This is a genomic window from Staphylococcus sp. EG-SA-10 (assembly GCF_017151945.1).
Classification (GTDB): domain Bacteria; phylum Bacillota; class Bacilli; order Staphylococcales; family Staphylococcaceae; genus Staphylococcus; species Staphylococcus aureus.
This window is the reverse complement of record NZ_JACVZJ010000012.1, coordinates 1-17,901: the sequence shown is the minus strand read 5'-3', so window position 1 is coordinate 17,901 and position 17,901 is coordinate 1. Positions and strand designations below refer to the sequence as shown.

15 protein-coding genes, 1 rRNA gene and 1 pseudogene are annotated in these 17,901 nt (G+C 32.0%); 15 read left to right on the top strand and 2 right to left on the bottom strand.

The window, feature by feature from the left end:
* Nucleotides 1-95: 95 nt before the first annotated feature.
* From sfaA to sfaC, 3 genes are read left to right on the top strand one after another with little or no spacing between them, the layout of a single operon-like run.
* Nucleotides 96-1,289, top strand: coding sequence for a staphyloferrin A export MFS transporter (gene sfaA, locus IDG45_RS09415; protein ID WP_000170405.1), 1,194 nt, complete (start codon nucleotides 96-98; stop codon nucleotides 1,287-1,289).
* Nucleotides 1,276-3,033, top strand: a complete 1,758-nt coding sequence (sfaB, locus tag IDG45_RS09410; protein WP_000262624.1) for a staphyloferrin A synthetase SfaB — start codon at nucleotides 1,276-1,278, stop codon at nucleotides 3,031-3,033. Before sfaA ends, sfaB begins: the two co-directional genes overlap by 14 nt.
* Before the next feature lie 6 nt (nucleotides 3,034-3,039).
* A complete protein-coding gene (sfaC, locus tag IDG45_RS09405) occupies nucleotides 3,040-4,110 on the top strand; it encodes a staphyloferrin A biosynthesis protein SfaC (protein WP_031927610.1) in 1,071 nt (356 codons plus the stop codon).
* A 97-nt stretch (nucleotides 4,111-4,207) separates the two neighbouring features.
* On the opposite strand, the pseudogene IDG45_RS09400 reads toward sfaC, so the two are convergent.
* A pseudogene (locus IDG45_RS09400) lies at nucleotides 4,208-4,337 on the bottom strand (hypothetical protein).
* A gap of 164 nt (nucleotides 4,338-4,501) precedes the next feature.
* Between IDG45_RS09400 and IDG45_RS09395 the strand changes: the two are divergent.
* From IDG45_RS09395 to IDG45_RS09380, 4 genes are all read left to right on the top strand, one after another.
* Nucleotides 4,502-5,485, top strand: a complete 984-nt coding sequence (locus IDG45_RS09395) for an ABC transporter substrate-binding protein (protein WP_001214653.1) — start codon at nucleotides 4,502-4,504, stop codon at nucleotides 5,483-5,485.
* 11 nt (nucleotides 5,486-5,496) lie between these two features.
* Nucleotides 5,497-6,528 carry a FecCD family ABC transporter permease gene (locus IDG45_RS09390; RefSeq protein ID WP_000974917.1) on the top strand — a complete coding sequence of 344 codons (1,032 nt, stop codon included), beginning with the start codon at nucleotides 5,497-5,499 and terminating at the stop codon, nucleotides 6,526-6,528.
* The gene (locus IDG45_RS09385; RefSeq protein WP_000989094.1) at nucleotides 6,525-7,493 is read left to right on the top strand and encodes a FecCD family ABC transporter permease; all 969 of its coding nucleotides are present in this window, start codon (nucleotides 6,525-6,527) and stop codon (nucleotides 7,491-7,493) included. Before IDG45_RS09390 ends, IDG45_RS09385 begins: the two co-directional genes overlap by 4 nt.
* Before the next feature lie 234 nt (nucleotides 7,494-7,727).
* Nucleotides 7,728-9,098, top strand: coding sequence for a YjiH family protein (locus IDG45_RS09380; RefSeq protein ID WP_001807137.1), 1,371 nt, complete (start codon nucleotides 7,728-7,730; stop codon nucleotides 9,096-9,098).
* Nucleotides 9,099-9,229: 131 nt separating this feature from the next.
* On the opposite strand, the gene IDG45_RS09375 is transcribed toward IDG45_RS09380, so the two are convergent.
* Nucleotides 9,230-9,490: a SunI/YnzG family protein gene (locus tag IDG45_RS09375; protein WP_001251935.1), complete on the bottom strand. Its 261-nt coding sequence runs from the start codon at nucleotides 9,488-9,490 to the stop codon at nucleotides 9,230-9,232.
* A gap of 177 nt (nucleotides 9,491-9,667) precedes the next feature.
* On the opposite strand from IDG45_RS09375, the gene IDG45_RS09370 reads away from it, so the two are divergent.
* The 8 genes from IDG45_RS09370 to IDG45_RS09335 form a co-directional block, all read left to right on the top strand.
* Complete coding sequence (locus IDG45_RS09370) at nucleotides 9,668-10,183, top strand: metal-dependent hydrolase (RefSeq protein ID WP_000147096.1); 516 nt, start codon at nucleotides 9,668-9,670, stop codon at nucleotides 10,181-10,183.
* Nucleotides 10,184-10,226: 43 nt separating this feature from the next.
* On the top strand, nucleotides 10,227-11,414 hold the full coding sequence (locus tag IDG45_RS09365; RefSeq protein WP_000884727.1) for a UTP--glucose-1-phosphate uridylyltransferase: 1,188 nt from the start codon (nucleotides 10,227-10,229) through the stop codon (nucleotides 11,412-11,414).
* Nucleotides 11,415-11,432: 18 nt separating this feature from the next.
* A complete protein-coding gene (trhA, locus tag IDG45_RS09360; RefSeq protein WP_000047124.1) occupies nucleotides 11,433-12,116 on the top strand; it encodes a PAQR family membrane homeostasis protein TrhA in 684 nt (227 codons plus the stop codon).
* Between the two features lie 172 nt (nucleotides 12,117-12,288).
* On the top strand, nucleotides 12,289-13,632 hold the full coding sequence (gene sdrM / locus IDG45_RS09355; RefSeq protein WP_001237499.1) for a multidrug efflux MFS transporter SdrM: 1,344 nt from the start codon (nucleotides 12,289-12,291) through the stop codon (nucleotides 13,630-13,632).
* A 98-nt stretch (nucleotides 13,633-13,730) separates the two neighbouring features.
* Nucleotides 13,731-14,204: a multidrug efflux transporter SepA gene (gene sepA, locus IDG45_RS09350; protein ID WP_000636857.1), complete on the top strand. Its 474-nt coding sequence runs from the start codon at nucleotides 13,731-13,733 to the stop codon at nucleotides 14,202-14,204.
* A 505-nt stretch (nucleotides 14,205-14,709) separates the two neighbouring features.
* Entirely contained in the window at nucleotides 14,710-16,152 is a 1,443-nt protein-coding gene (gene lmrS / locus IDG45_RS09345) for a multidrug efflux MFS transporter LmrS (protein ID WP_001141012.1), read from the top strand.
* A gap of 147 nt (nucleotides 16,153-16,299) precedes the next feature.
* Nucleotides 16,300-17,364, top strand: coding sequence for an iron-sulfur carrier protein/transcriptional regulator SalA (gene salA / locus IDG45_RS09340; RefSeq protein ID WP_000958514.1), 1,065 nt, complete (start codon nucleotides 16,300-16,302; stop codon nucleotides 17,362-17,364).
* Between the two features lie 458 nt (nucleotides 17,365-17,822).
* Nucleotides 17,823-17,901, top strand: a 16S ribosomal RNA gene (locus IDG45_RS09335); the annotation flags it as partial.

The window sequence follows — 17,901 nt, the reverse complement described above, 5'->3', positions numbered from 1 at the left end:
CCTCTATGAAATATTTTACAAAAGCAAGATAGATTTGTATAATCCATATTAATGATAATGATTCTTATTATCAACAGAATGCGGGTGTAAGTTTTATGACAAAATATTTTTTTAGCAGTTCTTTTCTACTATTTCTAGGTAATTGGATTGGACAAATAGGGCTAAATTGGTTTGTTCTTACCACTTATCATAACGCAGTTTATCTGGGGATTGTCAATTTTTGCAGACTTGTACCAATATTATTACTAAGTGTGTGGGCAGGGGCAATTGCCGATAAATATGATAAAGGGCGATTGCTGAGAATTACAATTTCATCATCATTTTTAGTAACTGCAATTTTATGTGTGCTTACGTATAGTTTCACTGCAATTCCAATTAGCGTCATTATTATATATGCGACATTAAGAGGGATTTTAAGTGCGGTTGAAACACCTTTAAGACAAGCAATCTTACCAGATTTATCAGATAAAATATCTACTACACAAGCTGTATCATTTCATTCATTCATCATTAATATTTGTCGTTCAATAGGGCCTGCCATTGCTGGTGTCATATTAGCAGTCTATCATGCGCCAACAACATTTCTTGCACAGGCAATTTGTTATTTTATCGCAGTTTTATTATGTTTACCATTACATTTTAAAGTAACTAAAATACCTGAAGATGCAACAAGATACATGCCGTTAAAAGTCATTATAGATTACTTCAAATTACATATGGAAGGTCGACAAATATTTATAACATCATTATTGATTATGGCGACAGGTTTTTCATATACGACACTTTTACCAGTTTTGACAAACAAAGTATTTCCGGGGAAATCTGAAATATTTGGTATCGCTATGACGATGTGTGCTATTGGTGGTATTATTGCAACGCTAGTTTTACCTAAAGTACTTAAATATATTGGTATGGTAAATATGTATTATTTAAGTTCATTTTTATTTGGCATTGCTTTGTTAGGTGTGGTATTTCACAATATTGTCATCATGTTCATTTGTATTACATTGATTGGGTTGTTTAGTCAATGGGCACGTACGACAAATCGCGTTTATTTTCAAAATAATGTTAAAGATTATGAACGTGGTAAAGTACTGAGTATTATTATGATGGATAGAGGTATGATTCCATTGGGAAGTCTGTTAATGAGTATATGTGCAGATGTGTTTGGCATTGTTAGAACTTTTTCAATAATGGGAATAAGTACTATATGCATTACAATGGTATTCTATTTTATAAATAGAAAGTTGAAGTTAAAGTTGGAGGAAAGTAATCATGGTATATCTTGAATGGGCAAAGGCAGATAGAAATATTCAATATCGTGTAATTAACGCCATTATTAAAGAACATATTTACCCCGAGCAAACATTTATTTCACAAAAAGAATCTTTAATTGAAATTCAGTATCATATGCATGTGTTGACTATTGAAGTTGCTAGAAAAAGTGCATTAGAACGCTATGAGTTTACAGGTGATATTACTTATCTGAATAAAGGTGAAACCTCTCTAATCATGACGTTAGAAGGACTACTAGATGTATTGAACGATGATTTTGAAATCCCTATTTCAGAGCGACTACGCGAAGAGTTAATACACAGTCGAGATAGTTTAGTTGAAACATATAAGCAAATGTCTCACAGACAAACATTAATAAGTCAAAGTTTTAAATTTTCAAGATTACCACAAGATATTAACTTTTTTTCATGGTTACAACATGTAAAAGATAGTGATAAGACAGATGATTTAACTTATTCTGAGAGTTTGGTACCAGAGGGTCATCCAACACACCCTTTAACCAAAACGAAATTGCCCTTAACTATGGAAGAAGTACGAGCATATGCACCTGAGTTTGAAAAAGAAATCCCTTTGCAAATTATGATGATTGAAAAAGACCATGTTGTGTGCACAGCTATGGATGGTAATGATCAATTTATTATTGATGAAATAATTCCCGAATACTACAATCAGATTCGTGTGTTTTTGAAGAGTTTAGGTTTGAAAAGTGAAGACTATAGAGCGATTTTAGTACATCCTTGGCAATATGATCATACGATAGGGAAATATTTTGAAGCATGGATTGCTAAAAAAATATTAATTCCAACGCCGTTTACAATACTTTCAAAAGCAACTTTATCATTCAGGACGATGTCTTTAATTGATAAACCATATCATGTTAAGTTGCCCGTCGATGCACAAGCAACAAGTGCCGTTAGAACAGTCTCAACTGTGACTACTGTAGATGGACCAAAGTTAAGTTATGCTTTACAAAACATGTTGAATCAATATCCAGGATTTAAAGTTGCTATGGAACCGTTCGGTGAATATGCAAATGTTGATAAAGATAGGGCGCGTCAGCTTGCTTGTATTATAAGACAAAAGCCTGAAATTGATGGAAAAGGTGCAACAGTAGTTAGTGCAAGTCTAGTTAATAAAAATCCAATAGATCAAAAAGTTATCGTGGATAGTTACTTAGAGTGGTTAAATCAAGGAATTACTAAAGAAAGTATTACGACATTTATTGAACGATACTCTCAAGCATTAATCCCGCCTTTAATTGCTTTTATTCAAAATTATGGAATTGCATTAGAAGCACACATGCAAAATACAGTAGTGAACTTGGGGCCACATTTTGATATTCAATTTTTAGTGAGAGATTTAGGTGGTTCTAGAATTGATTTAGAAACATTACAACATCGTGTATCAGATATTAAAATTACAAATGATAGTTTAATAGCTGATTCTATAGATGCAGTGATTGCAAAATTCCAACATGCTGTTATTCAAAATCAAATGGCAGAATTAATCCATCATTTTAATCAGTATGATTGTGTTGAAGAAGCCGAATTATTTAACATAGTACAGCAAGTAGTAGCGCATGCCATTAACCCAACACTACCACATGCAAATGAGTTAAAAGATATTTTGTTTGGACCAACAATTACTGTCAAAGCGTTATTAAATATGAGAATGGAAAATAAAGTAAAGCAATATTTAAATATTGAGTTAGATAATCCGATAAAAAAAGAGGTGTAGTACTACATGGCACACGTTAACATAAATATATCTAAGATTAAATATAACGCCAAAGTACTTCAAACAGTTTTTCAAAGTAAAAATATGCAATTCACACCAGTAATTAAGTGCATAGCTGGTGACCGTACAATTGTAGAAAGCTTAAAAGCGTTAGGTATCAATCATGTTGCAGAATCCAGATTGGATAACATAACTAGCATTGCAGATCAGGATTTAACATATACGTTATTGCGTACGCCTGCCAAAAAAGAGATTTCAGATATGATAGAAAAAGTTGATATGAGTATCCAAACAGAATTATCTACCATACATCAAATAAATGAAGTAGCAGAAGTTTTAGGAAAAAAACATAAGATTTTATTAATGGTAGATTGGAAAGATGGCCGTGAAGGTGTTCTGACTTATGATGTTTTAGATTATATTAAAGAGATTATTCACTTGAAAAATATTCATTTTGTTGGATTAGCATTCAATTTTATGTGTTTTAAATCTGATGCGCCAAGTGATGATGATATCTTTATGATTAATCGATTCGTCTCAGCTGTTGAAAGAGAAATAGGATATCGATTGAAAATTATTTCAGGTGGTAATTCGAGCATGTTACCACAACTTTTATATAATGATTTGGGTAAAATAAATGAATTACGAATAGGTGAAACGTTGTTTAGAGGTGTTGATACAACGACAAATCAAGCGATAGCTATGTTATATCAAGATGCGATTACATTGGAGGCTGAGATTTTAGAAATTAAACCTCGAGTTAATACACAAACGCATGAATCATTCATACAAGCTATTGTAGATATTGGTTATTTAGATACAAAAGTCGATAATATTTTACCTATGGACCAGCATATCAATATTTTAGGCGCTTCGAGTGATCATTTAATGCTTGATTTAAATGGTCAAGGACACTATCAAGTAGGAGATCATATATCTTTTTCATTAAATTATGAAGCACTTTCTCATTCGATGTATATGAAAAATTTACATAAGGTATATATTGATGATTCAAAGATTGATACGCTACTTCAAAATTTTGATGTGAAATCTCCTGCTATGGTAAACCAATATTAATATATTTATCAATAAGTCTAAGTTGACTAGTTATACTACATATCGTTTACACGGTTGTATGATAATTGTTCAACTTAGATTTTTTGTATTTGTTGATTTATCTATTTAAGTGCAACAGTTCGGCACATAAAAAATGCAACAGGTAATAACAGCTGAATTACAGGAATAACGGTCATGTTAAATGGTGTCAATTGTATTAATTCAAAGATGAGATAGCCATGATACATTGTCAGTATTTTGTCTAAGGAAATGTGCTAATTGTAGTCATAATTATTAGAGGAAATATATAGTCGTACATTTTAGTAATATAAAAAGATTGGACGCTACTTGACAATGATAATTGTTATCAATAAAATAATAAATGAAGTTATACATATTAAGGAGTGGAACGATGAGAGGTCTAAAAACTTTTAGTATATTGGGATTAATAGTTGCCTTATTTTTAGTTGCAGCTTGTGGTAATACGGATAATTCAAGTAAAAAAGAATCATCAACTAAAGATACTATTTCGGTAAAAGATGAAAATGGTACAGTAAAAGTACCTAAAGATGCAAAACGTATCGTTGTATTAGAGTACTCATTTGCAGATGCATTAGCAGCATTAGACGTTAAACCAGTTGGTATTGCTGATGATGGTAAGAAAAAACGTATCATTAAACCAGTTAGAGAAAAAATTGGGGATTATACTTCTGTAGGTACACGTAAACAGCCAAACTTAGAGGAAATTAGTAAATTAAAACCGGATTTAATTATCGCTGATAGCAGTAGACATAAAGGTATTAATAAAGAATTAAACAAAATTGCACCAACATTATCATTAAAGAGTTTTGATGGAGACTACAAACAAAACATTAATTCGTTCAAAACAATTGCTAAAGCTTTAAATAAAGAAAAAGAAGGCGAAAAGCGTCTTGCTGAACATGATAAATTAATCAAAAAGTATAAAGATGAAATTAAGTTTGATAGAAATCAAAAAGTGCTTCCAGCAGTTGTTGCTAAAGCTGGTTTATTAGCACATCCAAACTATTCATATGTTGGACAATTTTTAAACGAACTTGGATTTAAAAATGCATTAAGTGATGATGTAACAAAAGGTTTAAGTAAATACTTGAAAGGACCTTACTTACAATTAGATACTGAACATTTAGCTGACTTAAATCCTGAACGCATGATTATTATGACAGATAATGCTAAAAAAGATTCTGCTGAATTCAAGAAGTTACAAGAAGATCCAACTTGGAAAAAGTTGAACGCAGTTAAAAATAATCGCGTGGATATTGTTGACCGTGATGTTTGGGCAAGATCTCGTGGCTTAATTTCTTCTGAAGAAATGGCTAAAGAACTTGTTGAATTATCAAAAAAAGAACAAAAGTAAGGTGGAAGTAAATGGCTATAAAAGAAATAAGTAGCCAATCTGCCATAGATCATAAAAGAAAAAGACGCACAACACTCACGTATATAGTGAGTTTGTGCTTTCTTTTTATTTGTATATATTTAAATATGGCGATTGGTTCTTCGAAAATTAATTTTAGCGATATAGTTCACTATGTTACTGGTCATACAGATACGAAAGCAACGTTTTTATTGCATAATGTACGTGTGCCAAGGATGATTGCAGGGTTATTTATTGGCGGTGCATTAGCGGTATCTGGTTTGTTAATGCAAGCGATGACACGCAATCCGCTCGCATCACCTAAAATTTTCGGTGTCAGTTCTGGTGCATCGTTTTTCATTGTATTTGTGACGATTATCATTCCATCATTAGAATATTATGCATTATATTTAGGTGTGATAGGTGCATTTATAGGTGGTTTAACTGTTTATACACTTTCAGGTGCTACGAAAGGTATGACACCCATTAAATTAGCATTGGCTGGTATGGCCATCCATTTGTTTTTTAGTAGTATGACTGAAGGTATTATTATTTTGAATGAGAATTCAAACGAACAAGTGATGTTTTGGCTTGTCGGTTCATTATCCAGTATGAAGTGGGATGAAATTTTAACCATTTTACCATGGATTATTGGTGCTTTAATTGTAACGATTTTTATTGGACGTCAACTAACGATTATGGAACTAGGCGATGACATTGCTAAGGGATTGGGTCAAAATATAAATAAAGTTAGAATTATCATTGGACTATTAGTCATTATTCTTACAGGTATGTCGGTGTCAGTGGCAGGGCCAATTGGATTTGTTGGCTTAATCGTACCGCATATAGTCAAACGCTATGTGAGTAAGAATTATTTAGTCATGATTCCATTAACATTTATTATAGGTGCAGATTTGTTACTACTATCAGATGTATTAAGTCGTTTAATTACATATCCTTATGAATCACCAGTAGGGATTGTTACATCATTCGTAGGTGCACTTTACTTCTTATTTATAACGATTAGAGGGGTGAAAAGAATATGATGACAACGAAAATTATACGTCGTTATAGTTTAATCACAATCCTTTTAATTGTGAGTATATTCATAAGTTTATGTGTAGGGTCTGTCATGATTCATCCGATTGATGCTATTAAGGGAATCTTTACACAAGATGATTTTATTTTAAATGAGTATCGTATACCTAGAACATTACTTGGTATTATTATCGGTAGTAGCTTGGCTATATCAGGTGCAATTATACAAGCTGTAATAAGAAACCCGTTAGCCTCACCTGATGTTATAGGTATTTCTAAAGGTGCCAGTTTATCTGCTGTGATTATTATTATGATCTTTCCAACAGCACCATTGTTTGTATTACCTATAGGTTCATTCTTAGGTGCCTTTGCAGTAAGTTTATTTTTATCATTTTTAATTTCAAAATATGATGTTAAAGGTTCAAAGCTTGCCTTAATTGGTTTAGCAATAGGCGCAATATGTACGGCGATTGTGCAGTTCTTATTAATCAGAAATCCACTGGAAGCAAACAAAGCGCTTGTTTGGTTGACAGGTAGTCTATATGGACATGATATGTCGAATATTTATACTATATTACCTTGGTTTTTAATAACGATACCAATCATCATTTTATTGAGTTATCAATTAGATGTATTGAATCTAGGTGATGCTGTTGCAACCGCACTCGGTTTAAAAGTTAAAACGATTAAAATGCTATTGCTAATTTTAGCAGTAATATTAGCAGGATCCGCAATTTCAGTTGTCGGTGGTATTAGCTTTTTAGGATTAATTGCACCTCATATTGCGAGACAATTAATAGGAAATAAAACATTACACGTTATTATCATGTCGGGGTTAATTGGTGCTATATTGTTAACATTTGGAGATGGTTTAGCCCGTGGCATTCATCCGCCACTGGATATTCCTGTAGGGGTTATCATTGCAATTATCGGTGCACCATACTTCTTAATATTATTACGAAGAATGAAATAACTAACATATGATTAGAGTTAAAAAAGGTTAAGTACGAAATCAGTAATTGTACTTAACCTTTTTTGAATTCATCTTGAAAAATTACAAGAAATAGCGTATATTTAATAACTGTAATTATTCATTATTTTGCATACATAAACATTTTAAAAGATAGAATGATAAGGAATATGTTTGTTAACTGAATAGAATGCTGTATATACTTAAAACGAATACATAGAGAAATGGATTGATTTTATGGATAGCTTTTCAAGGAAAGAGATAATCATTGGGAGACTTAAGTTTATTACGATGTCTTTAATTGGTATCTTATTATTTCTAGTACCAATTCCAGTCGAACAAGATGGACAGAAGCAAACAACGTTGCCCGTGGCATTTTTAGCAGGCGTGCTTAAAGATGTATTAGGTGGCGTAATGCCATTTTTAATTGTGACGATAATTACTTTATCGGGTATCATAACGCTGATTTGTTCAACTATTTTAAAAGATAAATTGAAACCTGACGGGCTAATGAACAATGCTTTTAACGTTAGAATTGGTTGGTTAATTTTACGAATATTAGCAGTTGTTTTTGCATGGATGACATTTTTACAAATTGGTTCAAAGGTTATTTACTCAGATGAAACGGGCGGATTATTGTTCTCAAGTTTATTGCCAACATTAGTGGCAGTATTCTTATTTGCAGCTCTATTTTTACCGCTATTAATGGAATACGGTTTGTTAGAGATGTTGGGTCCTATTTTCAGACCGGTTATGAGACCTTTATTTACATTGCCAGGACGTTCGACAGTAGATAATTTAGCATCATTTATTGGAGACGGAACTGTTGGGGTCTTAATTACAAGTAGACAATATGGTGAAGGATATTATTCTCGTCGTGAGGCAACAGTTATTTCAACGACATTTAGTGTAGTTTCTATCACCTTTGCAATTGTAGTTGCTGAAACAGTGCACATGCAAAATCAATTTTTTGCTTTCTATTTATCAGTGATAGTATCCTGCCTCGTTGCAGCAGTCATTATGCCAAGAATTTGGCCTTTAAATAAAATTCCTGATGAGTATGCTAAGGAGGTACCTGAAAGTGCGCGTACTGAGGCATTGCCAGAAGGAAAGACGGCATTGAGACATGGCTTTGATACTGCAACAGAAGTAGGTATTAAAGCACCGGGCGTTATTGACTTTTTTAAGTCAGGATTAAAAACAGTCGTTGATATGTGGTTTGTTATTTTGCCTGTAGTGATGAGTATTGGTACTATTGCTACCATTATTGCGAACTACACGCCCTTTTTTGTCATATTGGGTAAACCTTTTGTTCCATTTTTAGAGTTAATGCAAATACCTGAAGCGGCACAGGCTTCTCAAACGATTATTATCGGTTTTGCCGATATGTTTTTACCTTCTATATTAATTGAAGGTGTACAAAATGATATAACTCGTTTTGTTATTGGGGCACTTAGTATATCGCAGTTAATATACTTGTCTGAAGTAGGTGGCGTCATACTTGGTTCGAAGATTCCTGTAAGCATCGGCAAATTGTTTATGATTTTCTTGATTAGAACAATCATTACACTACCGATTATTTCTTTGATGGCACACTTGTTATTGTAATTAGATATAGAAAAGGACAACTGTTAAAATTGTGGAAACAGTTGTCCTTTTGTATTTGTTTATGCTGGGTGTTGAATCAATTAAAAAAATCATTCATGAAGCCCTAACCATGAATGATTTTTTTATACAATTTATTTAGTTAATTCATTGTAAACTTTTTGATCATTTTGAGTATAAATAATGTATTCGTGGTCTTCAGTATCGATAATAACGCGATTCGTTTTACCAAATGTTGAACCGATTCTAGATACATCTTTGCTGTCTAATTTAGGAACTGCATGAATATCTTGGTCTTGTGTAATATTTTTAATTTCACTTGTAGGAATTTTGATATCAGCAACTCTCCATTGAATACGCACTTCATTATTATCCTTTTTTACTGTCATTGCCATTATTCAAACACATCCTTTAAATATTTTGTAAATACATCATAAACGATTTTGTAATCGTTTTCAAGAGTTTGTGTGATACTTTTTTAAATTGTGTCATACTAATGAAATTTAACCCGAAAATATGTTCGTGTTTTTGTTAGGGATATGGTAAAATGTGAGTATTAAAGGAGAACAAATATGACAGGTAAAACACATGCTTCATGCGGCATGCTCGTTGGAGCGCTAACAACACAATATTTTCAAACGGATATTTTTTCGTCGGTTACGGTTATCATTCTAGCAACTCTAGCTAGCTTATTACCCGATATATGTCACACTCAAAGTAAGATTGGCAGAAGGTTTAAGGTAATTAGTTTTTTTGTGAGATTGATCTTTGGACATCGAACCTTTACGCATTCAATATTATTTATCGCAATCATAGCATTTTTATTGCAAATTATTCAGACGCCTAATTATTATATGGTAGCAATTATAATTGGATTAGTGTCACATGTTATACTAGATATGATAACACCAAAAGGCGTGAAATTATTTTATCCGTTACCGTTTAATGTGAAGACACCAATCCAATTTAAAACAGGTGGACTTGTAGACTTATCTTTAGCTACTGCGTTAATGGTCGGAACAGTTTATGTTTTATTTCAGCCTTTCATCAATGATATAATAAGCAACTGGAATACTAAGTTTTTATAGAAAATAAATTATTAAAGGTTACAAACTCAGCAGGAGGCATAAAATGCTAGATAAAAATCAATTAGCTAAATATAAACAAGATCATTTATGTGAATATGAAAAAATAATGAGTAACAATGAAAAAGAAGCGCTTGAAGAGAAGGTAGCGTCATTAGATTTAGATTTTATTGCCAAATTATATAACGATTTATACATCAATAAGAAAACAATAGATGATGTATCTGCAGTTTCTGAAGTGAAATATGATATTAAATCACAAATGAGTGATGATGAGATTAAGCGTATAGAGGAACAAGGACTTCAAGCTATTAAAGAAGGACAATTTGCAGTACTTTTGATGGCAGGTGGTCAAGGAACAAGACTTGGTTACAAGGGACCTAAAGGTTCGTTTGAAATTGAAGGTGTAAGTTTATTTGAACTTCAAGCTAACCAATTAAAAACATTGAATCATCAATCTGGACATACGATTCAATGGTATATTATGACAAGTGATATCAATCATGAAGAAACTTTAGCTTATTTCGAAGCACATAGTTATTTTGGATATGATCAAGAAGCAATCCACTTCTTTAAACAAGATAATATTGTGGCGCTTAGTGAAGAAGGGAAGTTAATTTTAAATCAACAGGGTCGTATTATGGAAACGCCGAATGGTAATGGTGGCGTGTTTAAATCTTTAGACAAGGCAGGATACTTAGAAGAAATGTCTAATAATGGCGTTAAGTATATTTTCTTGAATAATATCGATAATGTTTTAGTAAAAGTGTTGGATCCACTATTTGCAGGATTTACGGTAGAACATGATTACGATATTACTTCTAAAACGATTCAACCAAAACCAGGAGAAAGTGTTGGACGATTAGTTAATGTCGATTGTAAAGATACAGTATTGGAGTATTCAGAATTAGATCCAGAAGTTGCAAATCAATTTAACAATGCTAATATCGGTATTCATGCATTTAAACTTGGCTTTATTTTAAATGCTGTAAATCGTGAATTACCTTATCATTTAGCTATTAAGAATTTGAAGCAATTAGATGAGAACTTTGGGGTTATTGAACAACCAACTTTAAAATTCGAATTGTTCTATTTTGACATATTTACTTATGGAACTAGTTTTGTCACGTTACAAGTTCCTAGAGAAGAAGAGTTTTCACCTCTTAAAAATAAAGAAGGTAAAGATAGTGTTGCAACAGCAACTGAAGATTTACGTAGAATGGGTTTAATTTAATGTTAGGCGGTGACTATGATGTCCAAATCAAGTAAAAAAAGTAATGACACAATTGCAGAAACATTTAAGGATATCATTCCATTGTCATTTGGAGAAGAAATAGGCAATGCTGCATCTCATGGGCTGGCAGCGCTGTTAACACTATTAGTCTTACCTTATGCGGCTGTACATAGTTATATTGCAAATGGCACACTTGCATCAGTTAGTATGTCAATTTATGTTATTTCTATCTTTATGATGTTTATTTCATCAACAATTTATCACTCTATGCAAAATGAAACACCCCATAAATATATTTTAAGGATTATTGATCACAGTATGATTTACGTAGCAATTTCAGGTACATACACTCCTATTTTGTTAACAATTGTAGGTGGTTGGATAGGTTGGACAGTATTTATTTTATTATGGGGAACGACTCTTTGGGGAATTTTATATAAATCCATAGCTGTCAAAGTTAATCAAAAGTTAAGTTTAATTGTCTATTTAGTGATGGGCTGGGTAGGTATTATCTTGTTACCAATTATTTTTATTCGCACATCATGGATATTCATATTATTCATTTTCTTAGGCGGTGTGTCATATACAATTGGTGCATGGTTTTATGCACAAAAGAATAGACCATATTTTCATATGATTTGGCATATTTTTATTGTTATAGCATCACTGTTGCATTTAATTGCAATCTTATATTTTATGTAGTCGTTTAGAAAAGGTGGGGGAAACTCCGCTTTTTTTATTACTTAAATCATTCTATTAGGGGATTGTATTGTAATAAAATTATCGTTAAGCTTTGAAAGTCAAAAGTGTTTATACATATAAAAATCAATAGTTTGTAAATAAAATCTTATAAATATATAGAAGGAGGTATTTCATGCGATTAAAGTCAATCATAACTGTTATAGCTTTAATATTAATTATGTTTATGTCTGCGATTGAATCATCTATTATTTCGCTTGCATTACCTACAATTAAACAAGATTTAAATGCAGGAAATTTAATTTCATTAATTTTTACCGCGTATTTTATCGCATTAGTAATTGCAAATCCTATAGTGGGCGAATTACTTTCGAGATTTAAAATTATTTATGTGGCAATTGCAGGATTACTTTTATTTAGTATAGGTAGTTTTATGTGTGGTTTAAGTACTAATTTTACTATGCTAATTATATCACGCGTGATACAAGGTTTTGGATCAGGTGTATTGATGTCATTATCGCAAATTGTTCCAAAGTTAGCATTTGAAATTCCGTTACGATATAAAATTATGGGCATAGTTGGCAGTGTTTGGGGTATTTCGAGTATCATTGGGCCGCTTCTAGGTGGTGGTATATTAGAATTTGCAACATGGCATTGGTTATTCTACATAAATATACCGATTGCGATCATTGCCATTATATTAGTTATATGGACATTTCATTTTCCAGAGGAAGAAACAGTTGCTAAATCAAAATTTGATACTAAAGGGCTCACGCTATTTTATGTATTTATTGGATTGATTATGTTTGCTTTATTAAACCAACAGCTATTACTTTTAAATTTCTTAAGTTTTATCTTAGCTATCGTTGTGGCAATACGTTTATTTAAAGTAGAAAAACATGTTTCTTCACCATTTTTACCTGTGGTTGAATTTAATCGTCCAATTACTTTAGTTTTTATAACTGACCTTCTAACAGCTATTTGTTTAATGGGATTCAATTTATATATTCCAGTCTACCTTCAAGAACAACTAGGATTATCTCCATTACAAAGTGGATTGGTTATTTTTCCTTTATCTGTAGCTTGGATTACATTGAATTTTAATTTACATCGAATTGAAGCAAAACTATCAAGGAAAGTTATTTACTTACTATCATTTACGTTGCTACTAGTAAGTAGTATTATCATTTCATTTGGTATTAAATTGCCGTTACTTATTGCATTTGTATTAATTTTGGCAGGATTAAGTTTTGGATATATTTATACGAAAGATAGTGTAATTGTCCAAGAAGAAACTAGCCCATTACAAATGAAAAAAATGATGTCATTTTATGGATTAACTAAAAATCTTGGGGCATCAATAGGTTCAACAATAATGGGATATCTTTATGCGATACAATCAGGAATCTTTGGTCCAAACTTACACAATGTGTTAAGTGCTGTTGTTGTAATTAGCATTGGGCTTATTGTTTTATGGGTCGTATTTTTTAAAGAACAGTCATCTCAATCAAAAGAATAGAATTATGATTAAAATTGATGTAGTGTAATTAAAGTAAGAAATAATAAATTTACTAGATGCTAGATAAATCGTTCAATATTTTATTAATAAGGAGGCCAATGATTGTGAATTATCTTAAACATAAGTTTTATAACTTGTTAACTACAATGATTGTTCTCTTTATTTTTGTACTTTCTGGTGCGATTTTTTTAACATTTCTAGGGTTTGGTTTATATGGATTAAGTAGAATACTTATTTATTTTAGGTTGGGTGACTTTACATATAATAGAAGTATGTACGATAACCTATTATATTATGGTAGTTATATAATCTTTGGGTACTTCATCATATTTGCAGTCGAGCATTTAATGGATTATTTTAGAAAAATGTTGCCTGAAAATGCATATTTTAGAGGCGCGACTTTTCATTTGATTTCTTACACAGTTGCAACAACGTTATTTTATTTCATCATTCATTTAAATTATGTTTATATCAATATCGATTTTTGGGTAATCATGGTTATTATAGGGTTCTTATATGTTTGTAAGCTTCAATTTTACCCTGAAAGTAAAAATTTAAATAATAGAAAATAGATATCTGAAGTTGAGTGCACATATGTGTTCCAACTTCTTTTTGTTCAATAGAAGAATCGATAATAGTGAGTCTTAGTGCTCAATTTGTGGTAAATAAGTTAAATAACCATTGTATGAGTCTGAGACATAAAATAAGTTATTAGGCGCTACAATGTTATATTGTTAGTTTTTTAAGTCAGGCTGGGACATAAATCAATGTTCTATGCTCTACGAAGTTATATTGGCAGTAGTTGACTGAACGAAAATGCGCTTGTAACAAGCTTTTTTCAATTCTAGTCGGGGCCCCAACAAAGAGAAATTGGATTCCCAATTTCTACAGACAATGCAAGTTGGGGTGGGAAGACGAAATAAATTTTGCGAAAATATCATTTCTGTCCCACTCCCAAGAACCAATAATGATTTATTATGTAGTGCTTCTTTATCATTTGAGTACTACTCCCATTATGTTAATGGCTATATGTATTAAAGGGACAAGTGTATATCTGTTTAAAAAGGAGGAATTATGATGGCTAAAGTTGAATTAACAACCCGGAGACGAAACTTCATAGTTGCTGTTATGTTGATTAGTGCGTTTGTAGCTATTTTAAATCAAACATTATTAAATACAGCGTTACCTAGTATAATGAGAGAATTAAATATTAATGAAAGTACATCGCAATGGCTAGTTACTGGGTTTATGCTTGTTAATGGCGTCATGATACCTCTGACGGCATATCTAATGGATAGGATTAAAACTAGACCTTTATACTTAGCAGCGATGGGGACATTTTTATTAGGTTCTATTGTTGCAGCCTTAGCTCCGAATTTTGGAGTTTTAATGTTAGCACGTGTAATTCAAGCGATGGGGGCAGGGGTACTTATGCCCTTAATGCAATTTACGTTATTTACATTGTTCAGTAAAGAACATCGAGGTTTTGCAATGGGGCTGGCAGGTTTAGTAATTCAATTTGCACCAGCAATAGGACCTACAGTTACAGGATTAATCATTGATCAAGCGAGTTGGCGAGTACCATTTATTATAATTGTAGGAATTGCTTTAGTTGCCTTTGTTTTCGGTTTGGTTTCAATCTCAAGTTACAATGAAGTGAAATATACTAAATTAGATAAGCGCTCAGTAATGTATTCAACTATTGGGTTCGGGTTAATGTTATATGCATTCAGTAGTGCAGGCGACCTAGGATTTACTAGCCCGGTAGTCATTGGTGCAATGATAATTAGTTCTATTATCATCTACTTATTTATTCGTAGACAATTCAATATAAGCAATGCACTTTTAAATTTAAGGGTTTTTAAAAATAGAACATTTGCATTATGTACGATTAGTTCAATGATTATTATGATGTCAATGGTTGGACCCGCGCTGCTTATACCGCTATATGTTCAAAACAGTTTATCTTTATCTGCCTTGTTATCAGGACTAGTTATCATGCCTGGTGCAATAATAAATGGTATTATGTCGGTTTTTACAGGTAAATTTTATGATAAGTATGGTCCTAGGCCATTGATTTATACTGGTTTTACTATTTTAACAATTACTACAATTATGTTGTGTTTCTTGCATACAGACACATCTTATACGTATTTAATAGTTGTATATGCAATTAGAATGTTTTCAGTTTCTTTACTCATGATGCCGATAAATACTACAGGAATTAATTCTTTGAGAAATGAAGAAATCTCACATGGCACGGCTATTATGAACTTTGGTCGTGTAATGGCTGGTTCACTAGGCACAGCTTTAATGGTTACATTAATGAGTTTTGGTGCAAAAATATTTTTATCAACTTCACCATCACATTTAACTTCAAATGAGATAAAACAACAATCAATTGCTATTGGAGTAGATATCTCATTTGGATTTGTAGCAGTTCTAGTTATGATTGCTTATGTGATAGCAATTTTTATCAGAGAACCTGAAGAGATTGAAAGTAATAGAAGGAAATTTTAAAATAATATGAGTAGTTGGTCTATTGAAAATAATAGGCTAACTTCTTTTTTTATTTAATGAAAAGTTTTATACTTTTATTGATAGACTACGTAAAAAATGACATTTGCAATTATGTAGATATTTTAAATTGATTAAGGGGGATTTACTTTGTTAACGGTAGATCAAGTTAAAGAACTAATAGGAGAAATTAAAGATCCTATTATAGATGTACCTTTAAAAGAAACAGAAGGTATTGTAGAAGTTTCTATTAAGGAAGAAAAAGAACATGTAAGTGTTAAATTGGCAATGGCACAATTAGGTGGTGCACCGCAATTAGATTTACAGATGGCAGTTGTTAATGCTTTAAAAGAAAATGGTGCAAAAACTGTGGGTATACGATTTGAAACGTTACCAGAAGAAAAAGTAAATCAATTTAAACCAAAAGAAGAAAATAAACCTAAAACGATAGAAGGGCTGTTATCTCAAAATAATCCAGTTGAATTTATTGCTATTGCTTCAGGTAAAGGTGGCGTCGGTAAATCTACTGTTGCAGTAAATTTAGCCGTTGCCTTAGCTCGTGAAGGTAAAAAAGTTGGATTAGTAGATGCCGATATATATGGATTTAGTGTACCAGATATGATGGGTATCGATGAAAAGCCTGGAATTAAAGGGAAGGAAGTAATTCCAGTTGAACGTCATGGCGTTAAAGTTATATCAATGGCCTTTTTTGTGGAAGAAAATGCGCCAGTTATATGGAGAGGGCCAATGTTAGGTAAAATGTTGACGAATTTCTTTACAGAAGTTAAATGGGGAGACATTGAATATTTAATACTCGATCTTCCACCTGGAACAGGAGATGTAGCTTTAGATGTTCATACGATGTTACCTTCAAGTAAGGAAATTATTGTAACGACACCTCATCCTACAGCAGCATTTGTTGCAGCTCGCGCAGGTGCGATGGCAAAACATACGGATCATTCTATTCTTGGCGTAGTTGAAAACATGAGTTATTTTGAAAGTAAAGAGACAGGTAATAAAGAATATGTCTTTGGCAAAGGTGGCGGTACTAAGTTAGCTGATGAACTTAATACTCAATTACTTGGGGAATTACCTTTAGAGCAACCATCTTGGAATCCAAAAGATTTTGCACCGTCAATATATCAATCAGATGATCGTCTAGGTAAAATTTATAGCTCGATTGCACAAAAAGTTATAGCTGCTACAAATAAATAGGTATAATATATGCTAAACGTACAAAATTACTTTTATTTTGTACGTTTTTATATTGAATTGTTTTAGAATGCTGGTAAAATAAGTTCTTGTGTTAAGCAATCAACGCATTGAAAAAAGAAGCGGTTTGCAAACACGAATGTTTTTCAAAAAAGTTATTGACTTTAAATTATAAAGTTGATAAGATAATAAAGTCGTCAAAAACGGCGGCGATGTTTTTATAGAAGAATTTCAAAAGTGTAAAACTTACCATTGAAATAACTATAAAAACAATATAGAATAAATAAAGTAATCGTTCAAAAAGTTATTAACTTCAACAATTAAACGAAGTATAATAAAAGAGATTGAACATTAATGAACATTGAAAACTGAATGACAATATGTCAACGTTAATTCCAAAAAACGTAACTATAAGTTACAAACATTATTTAGTATTTATGAGCTAATCAAACATCATAATTTTTATGGAGAGTTTGATCCTGGCTCAGGATGAACGCTGGCGGCGTGCCTAATACATGCAAGTCGAGCGAACGGACGAGA

Bases quoted from the DNA above. Each gene is read 5' to 3' on its own strand.
- IDG45_RS09370 (WP_000147096.1), top strand. From the start codon at position 9,668: ATGACAGGTAAAACACATGCTTCATGCGGCATGCTCGTTGGAGCGCTA.
- IDG45_RS09365 (WP_000884727.1), top strand. From the start codon at position 10,227: ATGCTAGATAAAAATCAATTAGCTAAATATAAACAAGATCATTTATGT.
- sfaB (WP_000262624.1), top strand. From the start codon at position 1,276: ATGGTATATCTTGAATGGGCAAAGGCAGATAGAAATATTCAATATCGT.
- sdrM (WP_001237499.1), top strand. From the start codon at position 12,289: ATGCGATTAAAGTCAATCATAACTGTTATAGCTTTAATATTAATTATG.
- lmrS (WP_001141012.1), top strand. From the start codon at position 14,710: ATGGCTAAAGTTGAATTAACAACCCGGAGACGAAACTTCATAGTTGCT.
- trhA (WP_000047124.1), top strand. From the start codon at position 11,433: ATGTCCAAATCAAGTAAAAAAAGTAATGACACAATTGCAGAAACATTT.
- IDG45_RS09375 (WP_001251935.1), bottom strand. From the start codon at position 9,490: ATGGCAATGACAGTAAAAAAGGATAATAATGAAGTGCGTATTCAATGG.
- IDG45_RS09385 (WP_000989094.1), top strand. From the start codon at position 6,525: ATGATGACAACGAAAATTATACGTCGTTATAGTTTAATCACAATCCTT.
- sfaA (WP_000170405.1), top strand. From the start codon at position 96: ATGACAAAATATTTTTTTAGCAGTTCTTTTCTACTATTTCTAGGTAAT.
- IDG45_RS09390 (WP_000974917.1), top strand. From the start codon at position 5,497: ATGGCTATAAAAGAAATAAGTAGCCAATCTGCCATAGATCATAAAAGA.
- IDG45_RS09395 (WP_001214653.1), top strand. From the start codon at position 4,502: ATGAGAGGTCTAAAAACTTTTAGTATATTGGGATTAATAGTTGCCTTA.
- IDG45_RS09380 (WP_001807137.1), top strand. From the start codon at position 7,728: ATGGATAGCTTTTCAAGGAAAGAGATAATCATTGGGAGACTTAAGTTT.
- sepA (WP_000636857.1), top strand. From the start codon at position 13,731: ATGATTGTGAATTATCTTAAACATAAGTTTTATAACTTGTTAACTACA.
- sfaC (WP_031927610.1), top strand. From the start codon at position 3,040: ATGGCACACGTTAACATAAATATATCTAAGATTAAATATAACGCCAAA.